This window comes from Myxococcus sp. MH1 (assembly GCF_059738865.1).
The window spans coordinates 1,842,161-1,863,949 of record NZ_AP026947.1 but is presented as its reverse complement, the minus strand read 5'-3'; the positions used below and the strand labels follow the sequence as shown (position 1 = coordinate 1,863,949).

Annotated in this window: 3 protein-coding genes; 1 reads left to right on the top strand and 2 read right to left on the bottom strand. The window is 70.1% G+C overall.

What is annotated here, in order from left to right; genetic code table 11:
* Positions 1–14: 14 nt before the first annotated feature.
* Positions 15–3,035, bottom strand: coding sequence for an amino acid adenylation domain-containing protein (locus AC6JA9_RS07650; RefSeq protein ID WP_223784836.1), 3,021 nt, complete (start codon positions 3,033–3,035; stop codon positions 15–17).
* A gap of 366 nt (positions 3,036–3,401) precedes the next feature.
* On the opposite strand from AC6JA9_RS07650, the gene AC6JA9_RS07645 reads away from it, so the two are divergent.
* Positions 3,402–7,121, top strand: coding sequence for a type I polyketide synthase (locus AC6JA9_RS07645; RefSeq protein WP_497959356.1), 3,720 nt, complete (start codon positions 3,402–3,404; stop codon positions 7,119–7,121).
* Here the strand turns inward: AC6JA9_RS07645 and AC6JA9_RS07640 are convergent.
* Entirely contained in the window at positions 7,118–21,724 is a 14,607-nt protein-coding gene (locus tag AC6JA9_RS07640; RefSeq protein ID WP_497959355.1) for a non-ribosomal peptide synthase/polyketide synthase, read from the bottom strand. The two genes, AC6JA9_RS07645 and AC6JA9_RS07640, sit on opposite strands and share 4 nt — an antisense overlap.
* Positions 21,725–21,789 lie beyond the last annotated feature (65 nt).

The window sequence follows — 21,789 nt, the reverse complement described above, 5'->3', positions numbered from 1 at the left end:
TTCGAGCAACGGCCTCAGCCCGCCGCCTTCCACCGCTGCTTGGGGCGCCAGGACATCATCCCCGGGCTGCCGCGCACCTTGTCCAGGTAGAAGCCGAGCAGTTCGGGGGTGAAGGTGGGCTCCTGGATCCCCGAGCCGGCCAGGTGCTGGCGCACATGGGTGCAATCCCAGACGTAGTTGTCCTGGTACAGCTCCACCATCGCCTGTCCCCCACTCAACGGGTCCCTGAAGATGCTCAGCAACGGGAAGATGGGCGCCTCGGGGTCCGTGTCCCACAGGGAGACCCATTCCTTGAACGGCACCACCGGCAGGGGACGTCCCAGGGACTTTCCCACCCGCTCGAAGAACTCCAGGAGCGTCAGGTCGTGCTCCGGGGCGGGCGCGACGTGGAACTTCTTGCCCAGCCCCTTCGGGTCGCGGGCAATCACGGCGATCGCCGACGTCATGTAGTCCACCGTGGTCAACCCCTCGTGCAGCCCCCGCAGGTCCGGGACGGCATCCAGGATGAGGCAGGTGCTGACCAGCCGTCCCCACCACTGGTAGCTGGCGAAGGCGCCCGTGCGGCTGTGCAACGTCGCGTAGCCCAGACGGAACGTCATCAAGGGCAGGCCCTGCGACTGCGCGAGGTCGGCGATCTTCTCCATCACCCACTTGCTGCTCGCGTAGCCGATGTCGGAGATGACGGCGGGGAGGTTCTGGTCGATGTCGTCCGTCTCCCGCATCACCTTCTTGCCGGTGAGCCGGTTGCCCCAGCTGTGGATGGAGAGCGTCGAGAACAGCATCAGCGCCTTGACCCGCTGATGGCCGGCGAAGGCAATCACCTGCCGCACGCCCTCGACGTTGTCGCGCTTCATCTGGGAGTAGGGCTCGATGAAGTTCACCGCGCCAGCCGAGTGGTAGATGACGTCCACCGACGCGGACAGCTGGCGGTAGTCCTCCTCGGACATCCCGAAGCGGGGCGCGGCGATGTCTCCGGCATGGACCCGCACCCGCTCCCAGTCACGCTCGCTCAGCGGCACCTGATAGTGGTCGACCACCTGTCGCAGCCGCGCGCGTCCCAGCGCGTCGCTGACATCGCGCACCAGACAATGGACGTCGGCGTCGTTGCGCGAGAGCAACTCCGACAGCAGGTGGACGCCCACGAAGCCCGTGGCCCCCGTGAGCAGGATGTGCCGCGGCCGCGCGAGCCGCCCGGGGTCGAAGCCCGAGGAGAAGTCCGTGCCGGGCAGGAGCCAGACATCCTCCCGGAGCGCGCGCAGGGGCTCCGGGTCATGCATCGCGCCCCCGTGCGCGGCTCGCGGCTCCAGCGCCGAGGCGAGCTTCCGAACGGTCCTGTGCTCGTAGACATCACGAATGTAGGCCTTCAGCCCGAGACGACGGGAGACGCTGGCGGCGAGCGTGGAGGCCAGCAACGAGTGCCCTCCCACCTCGAAGAAGCTGTCGTCCGCCGTGAACCCGGAGTGGCCGAGGACCTCCGTCCAGGCGCTGGCGAGGCTCTTCTCCAGTTCGCCGGAGAACGCCTCCTCGCCCTGCGTCCGCACCGTGGAGGTCCGCAGCATCTCCCGCAGGGCCTGCTTGTCCGTCTTGCCATTGGCGGTGGTGGGGAGCGAGGCCAGACAGAGGTACTGGCCAGGCAGCATGAAGTCGGGCAGCTCCACGCGCAGCGCCGCCCTCAGGCTCGCGATGAGCGTCGAGGTGGGGACCTGGGTGTCACGCGGCGAGACGAACGCCACCAGTCGCTTGTTGGAGGGACCCGCGGAGTCATCGACCAGTACCGCGGCGGCCTTGAGCGCCGGGCCGCGCATGAGGACGGACTCCACCTCGCCCATCTCCACGCGATTGCCGCGAATCTTGATCTGCTCATCCTGTCGCCCGAGGAACTGGATGCTCCCATCCGGCAGCCCACGCGCCAGGTCCCCCGTGCGATAGACGCGGCCACCGAGCGAAGGCGGCGTGACGAAGCGCTCGGCCGTCAGCGCGGCATCTCCGAGATAGCCGCGCCCCAGGCAGTCACCCGCGATGCACAACTCCCCCGCCTCCCCCCAAGGCACCACCTCCAGTCGCTCATCCAGGATGAAGACCTCGGCGCCGGCGACGGGCGTCCCGATGGAGGCGGGCCGGTTCAGGCGCCTGCTCTCCACCACCCGGTGGGTGACGAAGATGGTGGTCTCCGTCGGTCCGTAATAGTCCACCAGGGTGTAGGAGAGTCCCTCGGTCTCCACCGGATGGAGCTTCTCGCCCCCGGTGAAGAGGTAGCGCAGGGCCAGCTTCTGGTGTGCGGACCTTCCGACGAAGTCTGGCACCATCACCGTCGGGAGGAAGGCGTGGGTGATGCCGTGCTCGGCGTAGAACGCCAGCAAGGCCCCCACGTCCAGACGGATGTCGTCCGTGAGCACGTGGATGCAAGCCCCCGCCGCCAGGGCGGAGCCCACCTCCCATTGCGAGACATCGAAGGCCACGCTGGCCATCAACAGCGTGTGACTGCCAGGCCCCATGTCGAACCGGGCGTTGTGCCACCGCACCAGCTTCGCCAGGGAGTGGTGCTCGATGACCACGCCCTTCGGCTGCCCCGTGGTCCCCGACGTGAAGATGGCATAGGCCGCGTCATGCCCCTGGATGTCCACTTCACGGAAGGCCTTCACGGGCGCCTGGCGCAGCAGCTCATCGAGGGACTGCACCTCCCAGCCCGGCAACGTCATGGTCGAGGACGTGGTGGAGAGCACGAGGGGCGCATCACATTGGCTGGCAATGGCTTGCTTGCGGCGGTCCGGGAAGGCCTTGTCGATGGGCACGTACGCCGCGCCCGCCTTCATGACGGCCAGGAAAGCGACGATGAGGCTCTCCGAGTGCTCGGTCACCACGGGCACCAAGGAGCCCCTGGCGACACCTCGCGCCTGGAGATGGGCCGCGACCTTGCTGCTCCTCGCGTCCAGCTCCGCATAGGAGAGGCGCTCACGGAGCCCCACCACCGCGGGGGCACTGGGATTGAGGGCACACTGACGACGAAAGCCGTCGAGCACGGATTTGTTCGACACGAGAGGCCTCCATGGACAGAGAAGGAGCCAGCAATGGAAGACTCAACCGCTGGCCCACACAACAATCACACAACAACCGCGCCTCATTCCACCCGAGCCCTCGGACGCAAACCCATCGCGGCATACCCAGTCCCGCAAGCCCTCTCGGGCTGAAAGACAGTTCATCCAACACCCCGCACCTCCCTGCGCCTGCGGGCCAGGCACGACCCGCGACACAACGCGGGTCTGGAACCTGGGCGACCTCGTCGGAACGGGTGCGCCGCTCCCGCGCGGGATGGCAAGCGGGGGCACATCCCCCTCGGGACTCCACTGGAAATATCGTGGTGCGGGCTCAACTCGCGGAGCGGGGCATGCTCTATTTCAGGGATGAGTGAGCATGCGTCCGCCATCGCCATCATCGGGTTGTCGCTCCGCTTTCCGGGCGCCTCTGACGCGCGGAGCTTCTGGTCCAACATCATCTCGGGTGTCGACAGCGTCACGGTGCTGGACGCCGAGCAGCGGGCGAGGGCCGGCCATCCCTCGGAAGAGGGGTGGGTCGCGGCGGCGGGTGTCATCGAGGGCGCGGACCTCTTCGATGCGCGCTTCTTCGGCTACTCACCGCGCGAGGCCGAGCAGTTGGACCCGCAGCAGCGGCTCTTCATGGAGTGTTGCTGGGAGGCGCTCGAGGCCGCGGGCTACACCGCTCGCGCCCGGCCCCTGCACGTGGGCGTCTACGGCGGTGCGTCCCTCAGCAGCTATCTGCTGACGAACGTCCTGCCCAACATGGAGCGCCGCTCCAGCGACTGGACGGAGAGCGTCCTCGGCACGCACAGCGACTTCCTGGCGACGCGCGTGGCCTACAAGCTCAACCTCACCGGCCCCGCGATGACGGTGCAGACGGCGTGCTCCACATCGCTGACCGCCGTGCACCTCGCGTGTCAGTCGCTGCTCGCGGGCGAGTGCACGCTCGCGCTCGCCGGTGGCACGGCCGTGCGCTCGCCGCAGTTGAGCGCCTACCCCACGCAGGAGGGTGGCATCTCCTCGCCCGACGGACACTGCCGCGCCTTCGATGCCCAGGCGGCTGGCACCGTGCCGGGCAACGGCGTGGGCGTGGTGCTGCTCAAGCGCCTGGAGGACGCGCTCGCGGATGGCGACCCCATTCGCGCGGTCATCCTCGGCTCGGCCGCCAACAATGACGGCAGCGGCAAGGCGGGGTTCACCGCGCCCTCCGTCTCCGGACAGGTCACCGCCATCGGTGATGCGCTGGCGCTCGCGGGCGTCGAGCCGGGCTCCATCTCCTATGTCGAAGCGCATGGCACGGGCACGCCACTGGGCGACCCGGTGGAGGTCACCGCCCTCAAGCAGGTGTTCGAGGGCGTGGCGCCGGGCTCCATCGGCCTGGGCTCGGTGAAGAGCAACCTGGGCCACCTCGACTCGGCGGCCGGCGTGGCGGGACTCATCAAGACCGTGCTGGCGCTGGAGCACCGCCAGCTCCCTCCCACGGTCCACTTCCGTCGGCCCAATCCGCTCCTGGGCCTCGACGACAGTCCCTTCTACGTCGTGGCCGAGCCTCGTCCGTGGGACTCCAGCGGGCCGCGCCGCGCGGGCGTGAGCTCGTTCGGAATGGGCGGCACCAACGTGCACGTGGTGCTCGAGGAGGCCCCTGTCAGTCCCGCGTCACCTGCGTCCCGCGGGACGGAGCTGCTGCTGCTCTCCGCTCGCTCCGACGCCGCGCTGGAGCGGATGACCACCGAGCTGGCCGAGCACCTGGAGCACACCCAGGACGCGCTCGCGGACCTCGCACACACGCTCCAGGTCGGACGTCACCGCTTCGAGCACCGGCGCTTCGTCACCGCGAGCACCGCGAAGGACGCGGCCGCGCGCCTGCGCGACCCGGGACAACGTCCACGCACGAGCCACGACCCGGTGGAGAAGCGTGGCGCGGTCTTCCTGTTCCCCGGCGCGGGCTCCCAGCGGGTGAACATGGGCGCGGAGCTGCTCGACGAACCCGTCTTCCGACAGGCCATCGACCGCTGCGCGGCGCTGCTCCGAGGTCCTCTCGGCGCGGACGTGCGCGACGTGATGTTCGCCCCCGCCGAGCGCTACGACACCGCGGCGCGAGAGCTGTCACGCCCCCTCTGGACCCAGGCCGCGCTGTTCACCTGCGACTGGGCGCTCGCGCAGCTGTGGCTCGCCCGAGGCGTCCAGCCCGAGGCGCTGCTCGGCCACTCCCTCGGCGAGTACGTGGCGGCGTGTGTGGCGGGCGTCTTCACGCTGGAGGAGGCACTGGAGCTCGTCACCGCGCGCGGAAGAATCATGGAGCAGCTCCCGCCCGGTGGGATGACGGCGGTCCTCGCGCCCGTGGCCCAGGTGGAGGCGCTGCTCCATCCACGACTGTCCGTGGCCGCGCTGAACACACCCTCCGATTGTGTCATCGCCGGCGCACTGGAGGCGCTCGACGCCCTCGAGTCGGAGCTCGGCGCGCGAGGCATCGAGGCCCGACGGCTCCGGCTGGGACAGGCCGCGCACTCGTTCATGTTGGAGCCGCACCTGCCGGACTTCGCGCGCGTCGTGTCCCGCATCAAGCCGCGCGCGCCCAAGCTCCCCATCGTCTCCAGCCTCACCGGAGACTGGCTCACCGAGCGCGAGGCCGTCACCGTCGACTACTGGTGCCGGCATCTGCGAGAGACGGTGCGCTTCTCGGAGGCCCTGCACCTGCTGCTCTCGGGCAAGGAGCGAGCCTTCATCGAGGTCGGCCCCGGAACGGCCCTGTCCTCGCTCGCCCGACGCCATCCGAGCCGCTCCACCCAGCCCGTGGTCTCCACGTTGCCGTACACCTCCGAGGAGCCGACGCATCCGCTCGCGTCACTCGGCGAGGCGTGGCTCGCGGGCATCACCATCGACTGGGAGCGCTTCCGAGCGGGCGAACAGCGGCGGCGTGTCATCCTCCCCGGCTACAGCTTCGACCGCGAGCGGTACTGGATTGAACCCGTCACGGCCACTCCGCGCTCCGTGGGGCCCCGTGAAGAACCCAGGCCCGCGCCACCACGGCCCGAGGGTTCGCGCGCCGCGCCACCTCGCGACGACACGGAGGCCACGCTGCTGGAGTGCTTCCGCCTCACGTTCCACCTCGACAACATCGGCATCCACGATGACTTCTTCGCGCTGGGTGGCGACTCCCTGCTCGCCTTGCGCCTGAGCGCACGCATCCAGGAGCGCCTCGGCGCGAAGCTGCCCTTGAAGGCCGTGCTGGAAGCCTCCACCGTCGCTCGACTCGCCGAGCGCATCAGCGGTGCTCGCCCGACACCGAAGACGAGCCCCGACTGTGTCGTCCAGCTTCAGACCGGCACGTCCTCGAAGGCCCCCCTGTTCTTCGTGCATGCCGCGGGCGGACAGGTGCTCTTCTATCGGGAGCTGGCCCGACAGCTCGCGCCCGACCGGTCCGTGTACGGATTCTCCGCCGTGGGCCTCGAGAGCGACGAGCCCTGCCTCACCACCGTGGAGCAGATGGCGGCGCACTATGTCGCCGCGCTCCGAGTCATCCGACCGACAGGCCCCTACCTGCTCATCGGCGCCTCACTGGGCGGCACCATCGTCTACGAGATGGCGCGGCGCCTGTCGGCCGAAGGCGAGGCCGTGCCCCTGTGCGCGCTGTTGGACACGCCGCCTCCTGGCTCCTTCTCCACCGAGCTCGCCGACCGGATATCCCTGCTCGCCTTCCGCGCGGGGGAGATGTTCGACCCCGCCGCGAAGTGGCCCGAGGACCTCCCCGTGGAGGAGCAGTTCCGCAGGATCCAGGAGGAGGCGGAGCGCCAAGGTCTCGCGCCGCCCTTCGCCACCGTCGAGGACGCGCGTCGGCAGCTCGACGTGCTGCGAGCGAACTCCCGGGCCCTGAGCCTCTACACGCCACCGCGCTGGGAGGGAGGAGAGGTCCAGTACTTCCGCGCCCGACGTCCGCCCCCGGGGTTCCCTCCACACCCCGAGCTGGGCTGGCTGGACCTGGGCGCGGCGACGCGCGTGGACATCACTCCTGGCGACCACTACACGATGCTCCAGGCACCTCACGTCGAGGTGCTCGGAGCGAAGCTGGCGCGGCTGCTGCCCTAATCCGAGCCCGGCCGCTGACGCCGCTGGCGCGCGAGCCGCTGGAGTCCCTCGCGCCGGTTCTCCGCCGTCGACGGAGACTTCGGCGCCTCCTGCGTCGGGGACAGGTGCTCGGCCAGCGCTCGCACGGAGGGGAACTGGAGCAGGGACACCAACGGCACCTTGCGCGACAGCTCCGCCTCCACCTTCACCTGGAGCGTCTGCAACAGCAGCGAGTTGCCACCCAGGTCGAAGAAGTTGTCTCCCGCGCCCACGCGGTCCAGCCCCAGCACCTCCGCGATGAGTCGCGCGAGCACGGCCTCCAGTCCCTCCCGGGGCGCCACGTAGCCGCCACTGAGCTCCGGGCGACTCGACTCCGGCGCGGGGAGCGCCTTCCAGTCCGGCTTCCCGTTCGGCGTGAGGGGCAGCTCGCGCAACAGCACGAAGGCTGACGGAATCAGCGCCTCCGGGAGCGTGCGCTTCATCCACGCTCGCAGCACGTCCACCGTCAGCGTGACGTCCTCCTCGGGCACCACGTAGGCCACCAGTCGCATGTCCCCCGGAGTGTCCGCGCGGCCCATGACGACGGACGACCGCACTCCCGGGCACGTCGCGAGCGCCGCGTTCGCCTCGCCCGGCTCGATGCGCACGCCACGCACCTTCACCTGGGTATCGGCTCGACGCAGGTACTCGAGCCGTCCGTCCTCCAGCATGCGCACCACGTCGCCCGTGCGGTACAGGCGGCCTCCGTCCGCGTACGGGTCCGGGACGAAGCGCTCCGCCGTCAGGTCGGGTCGGCCCAGGTAGCCTCGCGCGAGCCCCATCCCTCCGAGATACAGCTCACCCCAGACACCGGGCGGCACCAGGTGCCCCGCCTCGTCCATCACCCTCACGACCACGTTGTGCAACGGCCGGCCAATCGTGAGCCGGGCGCCCGCGAAGCACTCACCCCAGGTGCCGCACACCGTCCCTTCCGTGGGGCCATAGCCGTTGACGAAGCGACGCCCGGGGCTCCAGCGCGCCACCAACTCCGCGTTGCACGCCTCGCCCGCGGAGAGCAGGACCCGAAGCGCGGGCAACTCCACCACCGGGGACACCGCGAGCACGGAGGGCGGGAGGATCGTCACCGTGATTCGCTCCCGCGCGAGGAGCTCCGTCAACGGGCTGCCGGGTGACATCTGCTCGCGACGCGCCAGGCACAACGTCGCCCCGTTCAACAACGTGGGGATGAGCTCCGCCACCGAGCCATCGAAGCTCACGGGCGCGAACTGCAACACGCGGTCTCCTGGCCCCAGCCCTCCGAGCACCGTGGGGAAGGACCGCGCCAGATTCGCCGCGCCACGGTGCTCCAGGAGCGTGCCCTTCGGGCGGCCCGTGCTGCCGGACGTGTAGATGACATACGCGAGGTTTCGCGCCGTGACCTCGGGCGCCACCTCGCCCGCGCGGCCCTCCGGCACCACCACCCGGTCCAACAACACAGTGTCTCCCGAGTAGTCGAGCCGCGAAGCCTCTTCCGAGCGGGACACCAGCAGCCGCACTCCGGAGTCGTTCAGCAGGTAAGCGAGCCGCTCCGTCGGATGGTCGGGGTCCAGCGGCAGGTAGGCGCCTCCCGCCTTGAGGATGGCGAGCATCGCCACCACCCACTCGAAGCCCGGCCGCAGACACAGGCCCACCACCATGTCGGGCCCCACACCCCGCTCGCGCAGCAACACCGCCAACGCCTGGGAGCGCAGGTCGAGCTCCGCGTAGGACAGCCGCTGTCCGTCCATCTCCACCGCGACGCCGTCGGGCGTGCGCGCGGCCTGGGCAGAGAAGAGGCGATGCAGGCACTCGCCTTCGGAGGGTTCCGCGTGGCCTTGCTGGGTGAGCAGCTCACCGTGCGCGGCCCCGGACAGGAGCGGGAGGTCCCACAGGCGCGTCCGCGGCGCCTCCACCGCGGCCTCCATCAACCGGACCAGGTGCTCGGAGAAGCGGGCCATGGTCGAGACGTCGTACAGGTCCGCGCCGAACTCGAGGAGGCCGTCGATTCCATCGGCCGTCTCCCGCAGGCCCAGCGACAGGTCCACCTTCGCGGCCTTCAGTCCCAGGTCCAGGGGACGCTGCGTGAGTCCCCGCAGGGACAGGTCTCCGGACGGCGTGTTCAGCAGGTGGAACACCACCTGGACCACGGGAGCGCGGCTCATGTCCCGCTTCGGGCTCAGCGCCTCCACCAGCTTCTCGAATGGCGTCTCCTGGTGGCTGAACGCACCGAGCACGGACTCCTTCACGCGCCCCAACAGCTCCAGGAACGTCAGCGCCCCCGTCGCCTCCGTGCGCAGCACCAGCGTGTTCACGAAGAAGCCGATGAGTCCTTCCACCTCCTTCACCGTGCGGCCCGACACCGGCGAGCCCACGACCACGTCCCACTGTCCGGTGTAGCGCGCAAGCAGCACCTGGAACCCCGCCAGCAGCGTCATGAAGAGCGTCGTGCCCTCCTTCTGGCTCAAGCGCTTCAACTTCTCGCTCAGCTCCCGCGAGAACCGCACCGGGACGCTCGCGCCCCGGTAGCTCTGCACCGGCGGCCTCGGGCGGTCCGTCGGGACCTCCAGGTACTCCGGCGCTCCCGACAGCCGCGTCTTCCACCACGACAGCTGCTCGTCCAGCACCTCACCCTTCAACCACTCACGCTGCCAGACCGCGTAGTCGGCGTACTGCACTGGCAGCTCCGGCAGCGTCGCGGACTCCCCCCTCACGTATGCGCCATAGAGCGTCTCCAGCTCCTTCGCGAGCACACTCATGGACCAGGCGTCGGACACGATGTGGTGCACCACCAGCACCAGCACGTGCTCCCGCTCGCTCAGCTTCAACAGCGTCACGCGCAGCAGCGGGCCCGCGACGAGGTCGAACGGACGACGGCTGTCCTCCGCGCCCAGACGCAGGGCTTCCTGCTCGCGGGCCTCAAGCGTCAGCCCACTCAGGTCCACCACCGGCAGCACCAGCGCCGCGGAGGCGTGGATGTGCTGCACCGCCCCCCGTGCCTCCTGCTGGAAGGTGGTTCGCAGCGACTCGTGACGCTGGATGAGCGTGTTGAAGGCGCGCTCCAGCGCCGCGACGTCGAGGTCTCCCTCCAAGCGCATCCCGAAGGCGATGTTGTAGAGCGAGCCCCCGGGCTCCAGGCGGTCCAGGAACCACAGGCGCTGCTGCGCGAAGGACTGCGGCATCCCCTCGACCCGCGTCACGGGGACGAGCTCCGGCCGCCCCGTCCCGCCTCCGCCGCGCACCAGCGACTCCAGCTTCGCGGCGAGGGCGGACACCGTGGGCGCCTCGAAGAGCAGGCGCACCGGCACGTCGCGCCCCAGCACCTTGCGCAAGCGCGAGGCCACCTGCATCACCAGCAACGAGTGTCCACCGCGCTCGAAGAAATTGTCCTCGGCGCTGATTCGCTTCACGTCCAGCAGCGGGGCCCAGGTCTCCACGACCAACTCCTCCATCGCTGTCCTCGGCGCGATGAAGCTCTCCGTCACCTGTCGCGACTCCGACCTCGTGGAGCGTCCGACCTGGATGCGCGACACAGGGTGCTTCACCGGCACCTCGCGATGCCCCGGCATCGCCAGCTCGCTCAGCTTCGTCTCCGGCACTTCGACCGCGGCCTCCAGGAGCGACTGGAAGTGGTCCGCCATGCGCTCGATGGCCGCGCGGTCGAACAGGTGCGTGTTGAAGACCCAGTACCCCGCCAGCCCCTCCGCGTCCTCCCGCAGGGCCAGGGCGAGGTCGAACTTGGCCACCTGCGAACCCAGGTCCAACGGTCGCTGCGTGAGCCCCGGCAAGGACAGCTCACCCACGGGCGCCGTCTGGAGCGCGAAGGACACCTGCACCAACGGCGAGCGGCTCAGGTCGCGACTCAACTGCAACGCATCCACCAGCTTCTCGAACGGGACCTCCTGGTGACCGAACGCGCCGAGCACCGACTCCCGCACCCGTCCCAACATCTCCCGGAACGTCAGCTCTCCGGCCGCCTCCGTCCTCACCACCAGCGTGTTCACGAAGAAGCCGATGAGCCCCTCCACCTCCTTCACCGTGCGCCCCGACACCGGCGAGCCCACCACCACGTCCCACTGTCCGCTGTAGCGCGCCAGCAGCACCTGGAAGCCCGCCAGCAGCGTCATGTACAGCGTCGCGCCCTCCTGTCGGCTCAGGTGCTTCAGCTTCTCGCTCAAGGCCGGAGAGAGTCGCGCCGGCACGGCGGCGCCGCGGAAGCTCTGTACCGCGGGCCTCGGACGGTCCGTCGAGACCTCCAGGTACTCGGGGGCTCCCGTCAGCCGCTCCTTCCACCACGACAGCTGCTCCTCCAGCGCCTCGCCCTTCAGTCGCTCACGCTGCCAGACCGCGTAGTCGGCGTACTGCACCGGCAGCTCCGGCAGCGTCGCGGCCTCGCCTCTCACGTCCGCGCCGTAGAGCGCCTCCAGCTCCTTCGTGAGCACGCCCATCGACCAGCCGTCGGCCACGATGTGGTGCACCACCAGCACCAGCACGTGCTCGTGCTCGTGCTCGCCCAGCTTCAGCAGCGTCACTCGCAGCAACGGCCCCGTGACGAGGTCGAACGGACGCTGCTCCTCCTGGGTCCCCAGTCGCAGCGCTTCTCGTGCTCGCTCTTCCGGGGGCAGGCCCGTCAGGTCCACCCGGGACACCTGGATGGAGGCGGCGGGGTCGATGTGCTGCACCGCGCCCTGCTCGGTCTGGCGGATGGTGGTCCGAAGAGACTCGTGGCGCCGGACCAGTTCCTGGAACGAGCGCTCCAACGCTCCGACCTCGAGCGCACCCTCCAGCGTCAGCGCCAGGGCGATGTTGTAGAGCGGGCTGTTCGGCTCCAGTCGATCGAGGAACCACAGGCGTTGCTGGGCGAAGGAGAGCGGCGGGGCTTCGTCTCGTGTCGACTGGACGAGCACCGGGCTTCGAGGCGTCGTGCCCCCTCGGACCCATCCCTCCAGGCTCTCCGCGAGCGAGGACACGGTGGGGGACTCGAACAGCATCCGCACCGGGACCTCGACGCCCAGCGCCTCACGCAGACGGGACGCCGCCTGCATCACCAGCAACGAGTGGCCGCCCTTCTCGAAGAAGTGGTCCTCGGCGCCGATGCGCCCCACGCCCAACAAGGGCTCCCAGACCTCCGCGACCCGCGTCTCCATCGCCGTCCTCGGCGCGATGAAGCCTTCCGCCTGGGAGCCCTGCGCCTTGCCCCGGGCGGAGATGCGCGCGCCCGTGACCTTCCGTGACGGCTCGCGATGGCCCGGCATCGGGAGCGCATTCAGCTTCGCCTCCGGCACCTCCGCCGCCACGTCCAGCAAGCGCAGGAGGTGCACGGTCATCCGCTCCACGGTCGCCGTCTTGAACAGGTCCGTGTTGAACTCCCAGGCGCCGACCAGTCCCTCCTCGTCCTCCCGCAGGGCCAGGGCGAGGTCGAACTTGGCGGTCCTCGTTCCCAGGTCCAGCGTGCGCGCGGTGAGCCCCGGCAAGGACAGCTCACCCACGGGCGCCGTCTGGAGCGCGAAGGACACCTGCACCAACGGCGAGCGGCTCAGGTCACGGCTCACCTGCAGCGCGTCCACCAGCTTCTCGAACGGCACCTCTTGATGCGTCAGCGCTCCGAGGACGGCGTCCTTCACCCGTCCCAGCATCTCCCGGAACGTCAGCTCCTCCGCCGCCTCCGTGCGCACCACCAGCGTGTTCACGAAGAAGCCGATGAGCCCTTCGACTTCCTTCACCGCGCGGCCCGACACCGGCGAGCCCACGACCACGTCCCACTGTCCGCTGTAGCGAGCCAGCAAGACCTGGAAGCCCGCCAGCAGCGTCATGTACAGCGTCACGCCCTCCTGTCGGCTCAGGCGCTTCAGCTTCTCGCTCAGATCCCGCGAGAATCGCACCGGAGCGCTCGCGCCTCGGTAGCTCTGCACCTTCGGCCTCGGACGGTCCGTCGGCACCTCCAGCGCCTCGGGCGCTCCTGTCAGCCTCGCCCTCCACCAGGACAGCTGATCCTCCAACACCTCCCCCCGCAACCACTCTCGCTGCCAGACGGCGTAGTCCGCGTACTGCACCGGCAGCTCCGGCAACGTCGCGGCCTCGCCTCTCACATGCGCGCCGTAGAGCGCCTCCAGCTCCTTCGTGAGCACCCCCATCGACCAGCCGTCCGCCACGATGTGGTGCACCACCAGCACCAGCACGTGCTCGTGCTCGCCCAGCTTCAACAACGTCGCTCGCAGCAGCGGTCCCCTGCCCAGGTCGAACGGGCGACGTCCCTCCTCGACGGCCAGCCGCAACGCCTCCTGCTCACGACGAACCCCGGACACGCCACCCAGGTCCACCACAGGCAGCGCCACGGGGCCCGCGGCCTGGATGGACTGAACCGCGCCCTGCCCTTCTTGATGGAAGGTCGTCCGCAGGGATTCGTGGCGGCGGACCAGCGACTCGAAGGCACGCTCCAAGGCACTGACCTCGAGCGCGCCTTCGAGTCGCAGCGCGAGCGGGATGTTGTAGAGCGGGCTGTCGGGCTCCAAGCGGTCCAGGAACCACAGGCGCTGCTGCGCGAACGACTGCGGCAAGGCGCCGATGCGCGGCACGGGCAGCAGCGCGGAACGCTCCGCTCCAGGCCCTCCACGGACCAGGGTCTCCAGGCTCCTCGCGAGCGAGGACACCGTGGGGTTCTCGAAGAGCGTCCGCACGGGGACGTCTCGCCCGAGCACGTCACCCAGCCGAGAGGCCACCTGCATCACCAGCAGCGAGTGCCCCCCCTGCTCGAAGAAGTGGGCCTCCGCGCTCACATGCTTCACGCCCAGCAGCGGCGCCCAGACGCCCGCCACCAGCTCCTCGAAGCCCGTCCGAGGCGCGATGAAACCCTCGGGCACGGAGTCGCGCGCCACACGCTCGAGCCGACGCGCCTGGATGCGCGCGACGTCCACCTTCTCCGGCACCTCGCGATGTCCCGACAGGGGCAGCGTCCCCACTCGCGCCTCGGGGTCCGCCACGGCCGCCTCCAGCACCTGCTGATAGTGCGCGGCCATCCGCTCCACGGTGGAGACCTCGAACAGGTCCGTGTTCAGCTCCCAGAAGCCCGTGAGGTCCTCCGCGTCCTCCCGGACGGAGAGCGCGAAGTCGAACTTCGCCATCCCGGGCTCGTACTTCACCTCCGACGCCTTCAGGCCTCTCAACGCGGGCAGCCGCGCCGGCCCGTTCAAGCCGAAGGCCACCTGGACCAACGGAGCCCGACTCGTGTCACGCGTCGCCTGCAGCGCCTCCACCAGCTTCTCGAACGGCACCTCCTGGTGACCGAACGCACCGAGCACCGACTCCTTCACCCGTCCCAACATCTCCCGGAACGTCAGCTCTCCCGCCGCCTCCGTCCTCACCACCAGCGTGTTCACGAAGAAGCCGATGAGTCCCTCCACCTCCTTCACCGTGCGGCCCGACACCGGTGAGCCCACCACCACGTCCCACTGTCCGCTGTAGCGCGCCAGCAGCACCTGGAAGCCCGCCAGCAGCGTCATGTACAGCGTCGCGCCCTCCTGTCGGCTCAGGCGCTTCAGCTTCTCACTCAGCTCGGAGGGCAGGCCCACCTCCACCGTCGCCCCTCGGTAGCGCTGCACCGCGGGCCTCGGCCGGTCCGTCGGCACCTCCAACACCTCGGGCGCTCCTGTCAGCCTCGCCCTCCACCAGGACAACTGTTCCTCCAGCACCTCGCCCTGCAACCGCTCGCGCTGCCAGACCGCGTAGTCCGCGTACTGCACCGGCAGCTCCGGCAGCGGCTCAGCGATCACGCCGTAGAGCGACTCCAGCTCCTTCGCGAGCACCCCCATCGACCAGCCGTCGGCCACGATGTGGTGCACCACCAGCACCAGCACGTGCTCACGCTCGCTCGACTTCAACAGCGTCGCCCGCAGCAGCGGCCCCGCGCCCAGGTCGAACGGCTCGCGCGCGAGCCTCTCCACCGCGTCACGCAGCTCGCCCTGCACGGAGGCCACCGCGAGCCGCACCACCGCCTCGGAGGCGATGCGCTGCACCGGCTGTCCCTCCACCTCCTCGAATGTCGTCCTCAGCGACTCGTGTCGCCGCACGACCTCCGCGAGCGCCCGCTCCAACAACTCCACGTCCAGCGGGCCACTCAGGCCCACGACGAACGGCAGGTTGTACGAATACCCGCCCGCGTCGAGTTTCCCCAGGAACCACAGACGCTGCTGCGCGAACGACAGCGGCATCCCCGCGAGCCTCGGCACGCGCGACGGCACGGAGAGGCTCGCACCGGAGCCTCGCGCCGTCAGCCCCTCCAGTCGCTCCGCCAGCGCCTCCACCGTGGACGTCTCGAACAACCACCGCACCGGCACGTCACGCCCCAGTGCCTCCCGCAGTCGCGACACCACGCGCGTCGCCAGCAGTGAGTGGCCCCCCAACGCGAAGAAGTCGTCCTTCACGCCGACCCGCGCCACGCCGAGCAGCGGTGTCCAGATGCGCGCGACCAGTGACTCCATCACCGTCCGAGGACTCTGCACCTCCTCGATGCCCGGCCCCTCCTGGTCCGGCGACGGCAAGGCCCTGCGGTCCACCTTCCCGTTGGCCGTCAGCGGCAACGCCTGTAGTCGCACGAAGGCCGAGGGCACCATGAACTCGGGCAGCTTCTGCTTCAGCCAGTCGCGCACCTTCAGCGTCTCGGGCCCTTGCTGCTCGACGTAGTACGCGACCAGCCGCTTGCCGCCGGCTCCGTCCCGCACCACCACGAGCCCCTCCTTCACCGAGGGATGCGCGAGCAACGCCGCCTCCACCTCGGCCAGCTCGATGCGATAGCCCCGCACCTTCACCTGGCTGTCGCGTCGCCCCAGGAACTCCAGCACCCCGTCCGGGCGCCACCGCGCCAGGTCCCCCGTGCGGTAGAGGCGCTCTCCCGGCGCCGCGCTGAAGGGATTCGGGATGAAGCGGTCCGCCGTCACGTCGGGCTGGCGCAGATAGCCTCGGGCCAGTCCATCGCCACCGATGAACAGCTCTCCCGCCACGCCCACGGGCACCGGCTCCATCCCTTCATCCAGGATGTAGACCTGCGTGTTGCCGATGGGCCGGCCGATGGGCACCGACGTCCCCACGTCCTCCACTCGCGTCATCCGATGCGTCGAGGTGAAGAGCGTGCTCTCCGTGGGCCCGTAGCAGGCCGTCACCGGGATGCGCAGCTCCTCCAGCGAGCGCCTCACGTGCGGCGCGGACACCACGTCGCCGCCCGTCAGGAGCTGACGCACCGTCTTCAGCCCCTCCAGCCCCAGCTCCACCATCTGGCTGAACAAGCCCGACGTCAGGTGCAGCAACGTCACCGAGTGCCGACGGAGCACCTCGGACAGGAGGTCCAGGTCACTCGGAGAGCGCGGCGGGAAGACCACCAGTCTTCCGCCGAGACACAGGGGCCCCCAGACCTCCAACGTCGACGCGTCGAAGGAGATGGGCGCGATGAGCAGGAACGTCTCCTCCGGTCCCAGCTTCGCGTAGGGCGCGCCGTACAAGAGCCGCAGCACGCCCCGGTGCTCCACCGCCACGCCCTTGGGACGGCCCGTGCTCCCGGACGTGAAGTCCACGTACGCCAGATTGCGTCCCGACACCGGCATGCGCGGCGCCGTCGTCGGCTGTCCGTCCAGCCGCTCCTCCTCCAGCAACATCAGCTCGGGACGTCCCTCCCGAGGCAGCTGCTCCAGGAGGACCCGGGTGGTGATGAGCAACCGCGGCGCCGAGTCCTCCAGCATCTGCTCCAGTCGCTTCGCCGGGTAGCTGGGGTCGAGCGGCACGTACGCGCCACCGGCCTTGAGGATGGCCAGCAGCGACACGATGAGCTCCACCGAGCGGTCCAGACACACCGCCACCAGCACGTCCACGCCGACGCCGCGCGCCCTCAAGGCCCAGGCGAGCTGATTGGCTCGTGCCTCCAGCTCCCGATAGGTGAGCCGCTCGTCACCGAACTCCAGCGCCACCGCGTCGGGGCGCAGCGCCACCTGCTCGTCGAAGAGGTGGTGGACACACGCCTCACGCGGGAACTCGACCGCCGTCTGGTTCCACTCGACCAACAGTCGCGCACGGTCCTCCGCGGGCAGCAGGGGCAGCGTCGACAGTCGAGCCTGGGGACGGGCGGACAGGCTCGACAACAGCTCCAGGAAACACGCGGCGATTCGCTGCACCGTGGACGAATCGAAGAGGTCCGCGTTGTAGATGAACTGGCCCTCGACGCTCGCGCCGGGGGCATCGACCAGCAACAACTCCAGGTCGAACTTGGCGATGGTGCTCGCGAAGTCCCAGGGGCTCGCGGTGACACCGGGCAACGACAACAGCGGCGCGGCGTCCTGCAACGTGAAGAGCACCTGGAACAGCGGCGAGCGGCTCAGGTCCCGCTCCGGACGAAGGTGCTCCACCAGTCGCTCGAAGGGCACGTCCTGGTGCGCGAGCGCCCCGAGCACCGACTCCTTCGTCTGACGCAGGAACACCTCGAAGGAGCGCGCCGCATCCGGCTGCCCCCGCAGGGCCAGCGTGTTGACGAAGAAGCCCATGAGGCCCTCCGTCTCCCTCGCCGAGCGACCCGACACCGGTGAACCCACCACCACGTCCCACTGTCCGCTGTAGCGCGCCAGCAGCACCTGGAAGCCCGCCAGCAGCGTCATGTACAGCGTCAAACCTTCGCGCCGCCCCAGCTGTCGCAGGGACTCGCTCAGCTCCGCGGACAGCCGCACTGGCACGCTCGCGCCCCGGTAGCCCTGCACCGGCGGCCTCGGCCTGTCCGTGGGCAGCTCCAACACTGGCGGCGCGCCCTTCAACCCCTCGCCCCACCACGCGAGCTGCGCGGACTCCACCTCGCCCTTCAACCAGTCCTGCTGCCACGCCGAATAGTCCGCGTACTGCACCGGCAACTCAGGCAGCTCCGCCCCGACGTACAGCGACTCCAGCTCCCGCGTAAGCACGCCGAGCGACCAGCCATCCGCCACCAGATGGTGCAGCACCACCACCAGCACCTGCTCGTCCCGGCCCGCCCTCAACAGGCTCGCCCGGAGCAGCGGGCCTCGCGTCACATCGAAGGGCGACTGGACCTCGCGAACCACCTGCTCATGCACCGCCGCCTCCACGTCGACGGCGTCCTCGACGGACGTCACGCACAGGGAGATTGCCGCGTTCGGGGCGATGCGCTGCACGGGCTCTCCGCCCACCTCCACGAAGCTCGTGCGCAGCGCCTCGTGTCTGCGCACCACCTGCGTGAGGGCCTGCTCCAGGACACGCGCGTCCACCGCCCCCTGGAGCCGGACGACGAAGGGCAGGTTGTACGAGTGTCCGCCCGCATCCAGCTGCGCGAGGAACCACAGCCGTCGCTGCGCGAACGACAGCGGTGGGTCCACCGGTCGGTCCCCGCGAGTCAGCGAGGGGCGCCGCGGACTCCCGCCCGCCGTCGTGCCCAGTCGCTCGGCCAGCGCCTCCACCGTGGGCACCTCGAACAACAGTCGCACGGGGACGTCGTGGCCCAGCTCGTCCCGCAGACGCGACACCACGCGCGTCGCCAGCAGCGAGTGTCCACCCAGCGCGAAGAAGTCATCTCGCACGCCGACACGCGGCACGCCCAGCACCTCGCGCCACACGTTCGCGAGCATCTCCTCCATCGCGGTGCGCGGCGCTTCGTAGCGCGTACCCGGCTCTTCTCGTGCTGACTCCAGCCGGGGCAATGCCCGGCGATTCACCTTCCCGCTCGGCGTCAGCGGCAGGGCCTCCAGCGGCACCAGCACCGAGGGCACCATGTACTCGGGCAGCCGCTTCGCGAGACGACGCTTCAGCGCCTCGGCATCCCAGGCGCCCGTCGCGACGACGTAGCCCACCAGTTGCTTCCCACCCCGCTCGGAGACACGCGCCACCACCGCCGCGTCCTCCACGCCCTCGACTGCCTTCAGGGCGACCTCGACCTCGCCGGGCTCCACGCGGAAGCCACGCACCTTCACCTGCTCGTCCGAGCGCCCCTGGAGCTCCAGGTTCCCATCCGCGAGCCACCGTCCCCGGTCACCCGTGCGGTACAGGCGCCTCCCGTCTCGATGACCCTGCACCGCACTGGGGACGAAGCGCTCCGCCGTCAACTCCGGACGTCCCCAGTAGCCGTGCGCGAGGCTCCGTTCTCCCAGGTACACCTCTCCCGTGACGCCGATGGGACACGGTTCTCCGAACGCATCCAGCACGAACACCGTCGCGAGCGTGATGGGCTTGCCTACCGGGGGGAGCGCGGGCCACGTCGACGGCGGGCCCTCCGCCCTCCAGGCCGTCACCACGTGCGACTCCGTCGGACCGTACTGGTTCTCCAGCACGCACCCGGGCAGCCGCTCGAAGAACGACACCACCGCGGGCGTCACCTGCAGCGGCTCGCCCGCCGTCACCACCTGCCTCAACGGAGGGAGCGCCGGCTCGTGCCGGGCTCGCTCGGCCAGTGACTGGAGCGCGACGTACGGCAGGAAGAGCCGCTCCACGCCATGCTCCCGCATGTGCGCGAGCAACAGGGCCGGGTCCTGCCGCGTCGTGGCCGAGACGAGCACCAGCGTCCCGCCCTCGCACCACGTGCACAGCATCTCCTGGAACGACACGTCGAAGCTCAACGCGCTGAACTGCAACGTCCGCGCGCGCGGCGCCGCCGTGCTCTCGAGCTGCCAGCGCACCAGCGTGTCCAGCGCGCCGTGGGACATCGTCACGCCCTTGGGCCGGCCCGTGCTCCCGGACGTGAAGAGGACGTAGCAGGGCGTGACGGGAGACAGCACCCACGCGGGCGCCAGCGTGGACGCCTCGGCGATTCGCTCGGCCTGCTCATCCAATCGCACCCGACGCGATGCACCCTCCGGAGGAAGCACGGCCTCCAGCGACGAGTGCGCCAGCACCACCGGCGCGCCCACGTCCTCGAGCATCCGGGCCAGTCGCTCCCGTGGGTAGCTCGCATCCAGGGGCATGCACGCAGCGCCCGCCTTCAACGTCGCCAGCACCGCCACGGGCAGGTCCAGGCTGTCCCGCTCCAAGCACAGACCCACCACGTCACCCGGGAGCACCCCCAGCGTCCGCAGGTGGTGCGCGAGCTGATTGGCCCGCGCCTCGAATCGCGCGTACGTCAACGACTCGCGTCCATCCGTCACCGCCACCGCGTGCGGCGTGCGCGCCACCTGGGCTTCCACGCGCCGATGCAGCAACCAGGAGGGAGACCGGTACTCCTGCCTCCAGTGCCACTCCCGCACCACCGCCTGTCGCTCCTCGTCATCCAGGAGCGGGACCGTCCCCACCCGGGCCTCCGGGTCGCCCACCACGCCCTGCAGGAAGCGGACGAAGTGCCCCGCGAGCCTGCGCACCGTCGCCTCGTCGAAGAGCGCGGTGCTGTACTCCCACAACCCCATCCAGCCGTCCGGCGTCTCGCGCACGAAGAGCGTGAGGTCGAACTTGGCCACGCCGGGCTCGAAGTCCGCGTCGCGCGACTCCAGCCCCGGCAGTCGCACCAGCGGCGGCGCGCTCTGCAGGACGAGCAGCACCTGGAACAGCGGCGAGCGGCTCAGGTCACGCACCGGCCGCAGCGCGTCCACCAGTCGCTCGAAGGGCACGTCCTGGTGCTGATACGCCCCCAGGCACGAGCGGCGCACCCGCGCGAGCAGCGACTTGAAGGACTCGTGTCCATCCACGTCCGTGCGCAGCGCGAGCGTGTTGGCGAAGAACCCGATGAGCCCCTCCACCTCGCGCCGCGTGCGCCCCGCGATGGGCGTGCCCACCACCACGTCCGGCTGGCCGCTGTGCCGCGACAGCAGCACCTGCAGGCTCGCGAGCAGCCACATGAACGGCGTCACCGACTCCTGCTTGCACCGCTCGTGCAGCGCCCGCATCAGCTCCGCGGGCAGCGGCACGCCCAGCACCGCGCCTTGCGTCGACTGCACCGCGGGCCTCGGCCTGTCCGTGGGCAGCTCCAGCGCCGGCGAGGCCCCCGCCAGGTGCTCTCGCCACCATGCGAGCTGCGTCTCCAGCACCTCGCCCGTCAACCACTCCCGCTGCCACGCCGCGTGGTCCGCGTACTGCACCGTCAGCGCCGGCAGCGCGGGCTCGCGCCCCTCGACGAGCGCGCCGTACAGCTCGCGAAGCTCGCGCTCCAGCAGCGACAGCGACCACCCGTCGCACGCGATGTGGTGCAGGGTCAGCAGCAGCACGTGGTCGTCTTCGCCCAGCCGCAGGAGCCGGGCGCGCAGCATCGGCCCGGTGCGCAGGTCGAACGGACGCCTCGCCTCCTCCTCCGCGTGCCGACGCGCCTCCTTCTCCCCTTGCACCCGCTCCGCGTGCAGCGTCACGGTCGCCTCGGGCGAGATGTGCTGCACCGGCTCGCCCGCGACCTCGGCGAAGGTGGTCCGCAGCGCCTCGTGCCGGCGCACCACCTCCGTCAGCGCCCGCTCCAGCGCGGCCACGTCCAGCCTGCCCTTCAGCCGCGAGAAGAACGGCGCGTTGTAGGCGAAGCCCGAGGGGTCCAGCCGCGAGAGGAACCACATGCGGCGCTGGGCGAAGGAGAGCGGCGGCGCGCCCTCGCGGCGGACCGGCACCACGGGGGGCGGCCTGCGAGCACGGGGGCTCGCGGGCTTCGACTCATTCGCGGACATGTCGACACCTCAACTCAAGGAAGCAGATCTCGAAGACACGAAGCCCCACGACACGGACAGGTCGC

Excerpts from the sequence above, each read along its gene's own strand:
- AC6JA9_RS07645 (WP_497959356.1), top strand. The coding sequence starts at position 3,402 with ATGAGTGAGCATGCGTCCGCCATCGCCATCATCGGGTTGTCGCTCCGC.
- AC6JA9_RS07640 (WP_497959355.1), bottom strand. The coding sequence starts at position 21,724 with ATGTCCGCGAATGAGTCGAAGCCCGCGAGCCCCCGTGCTCGCAGGCCG.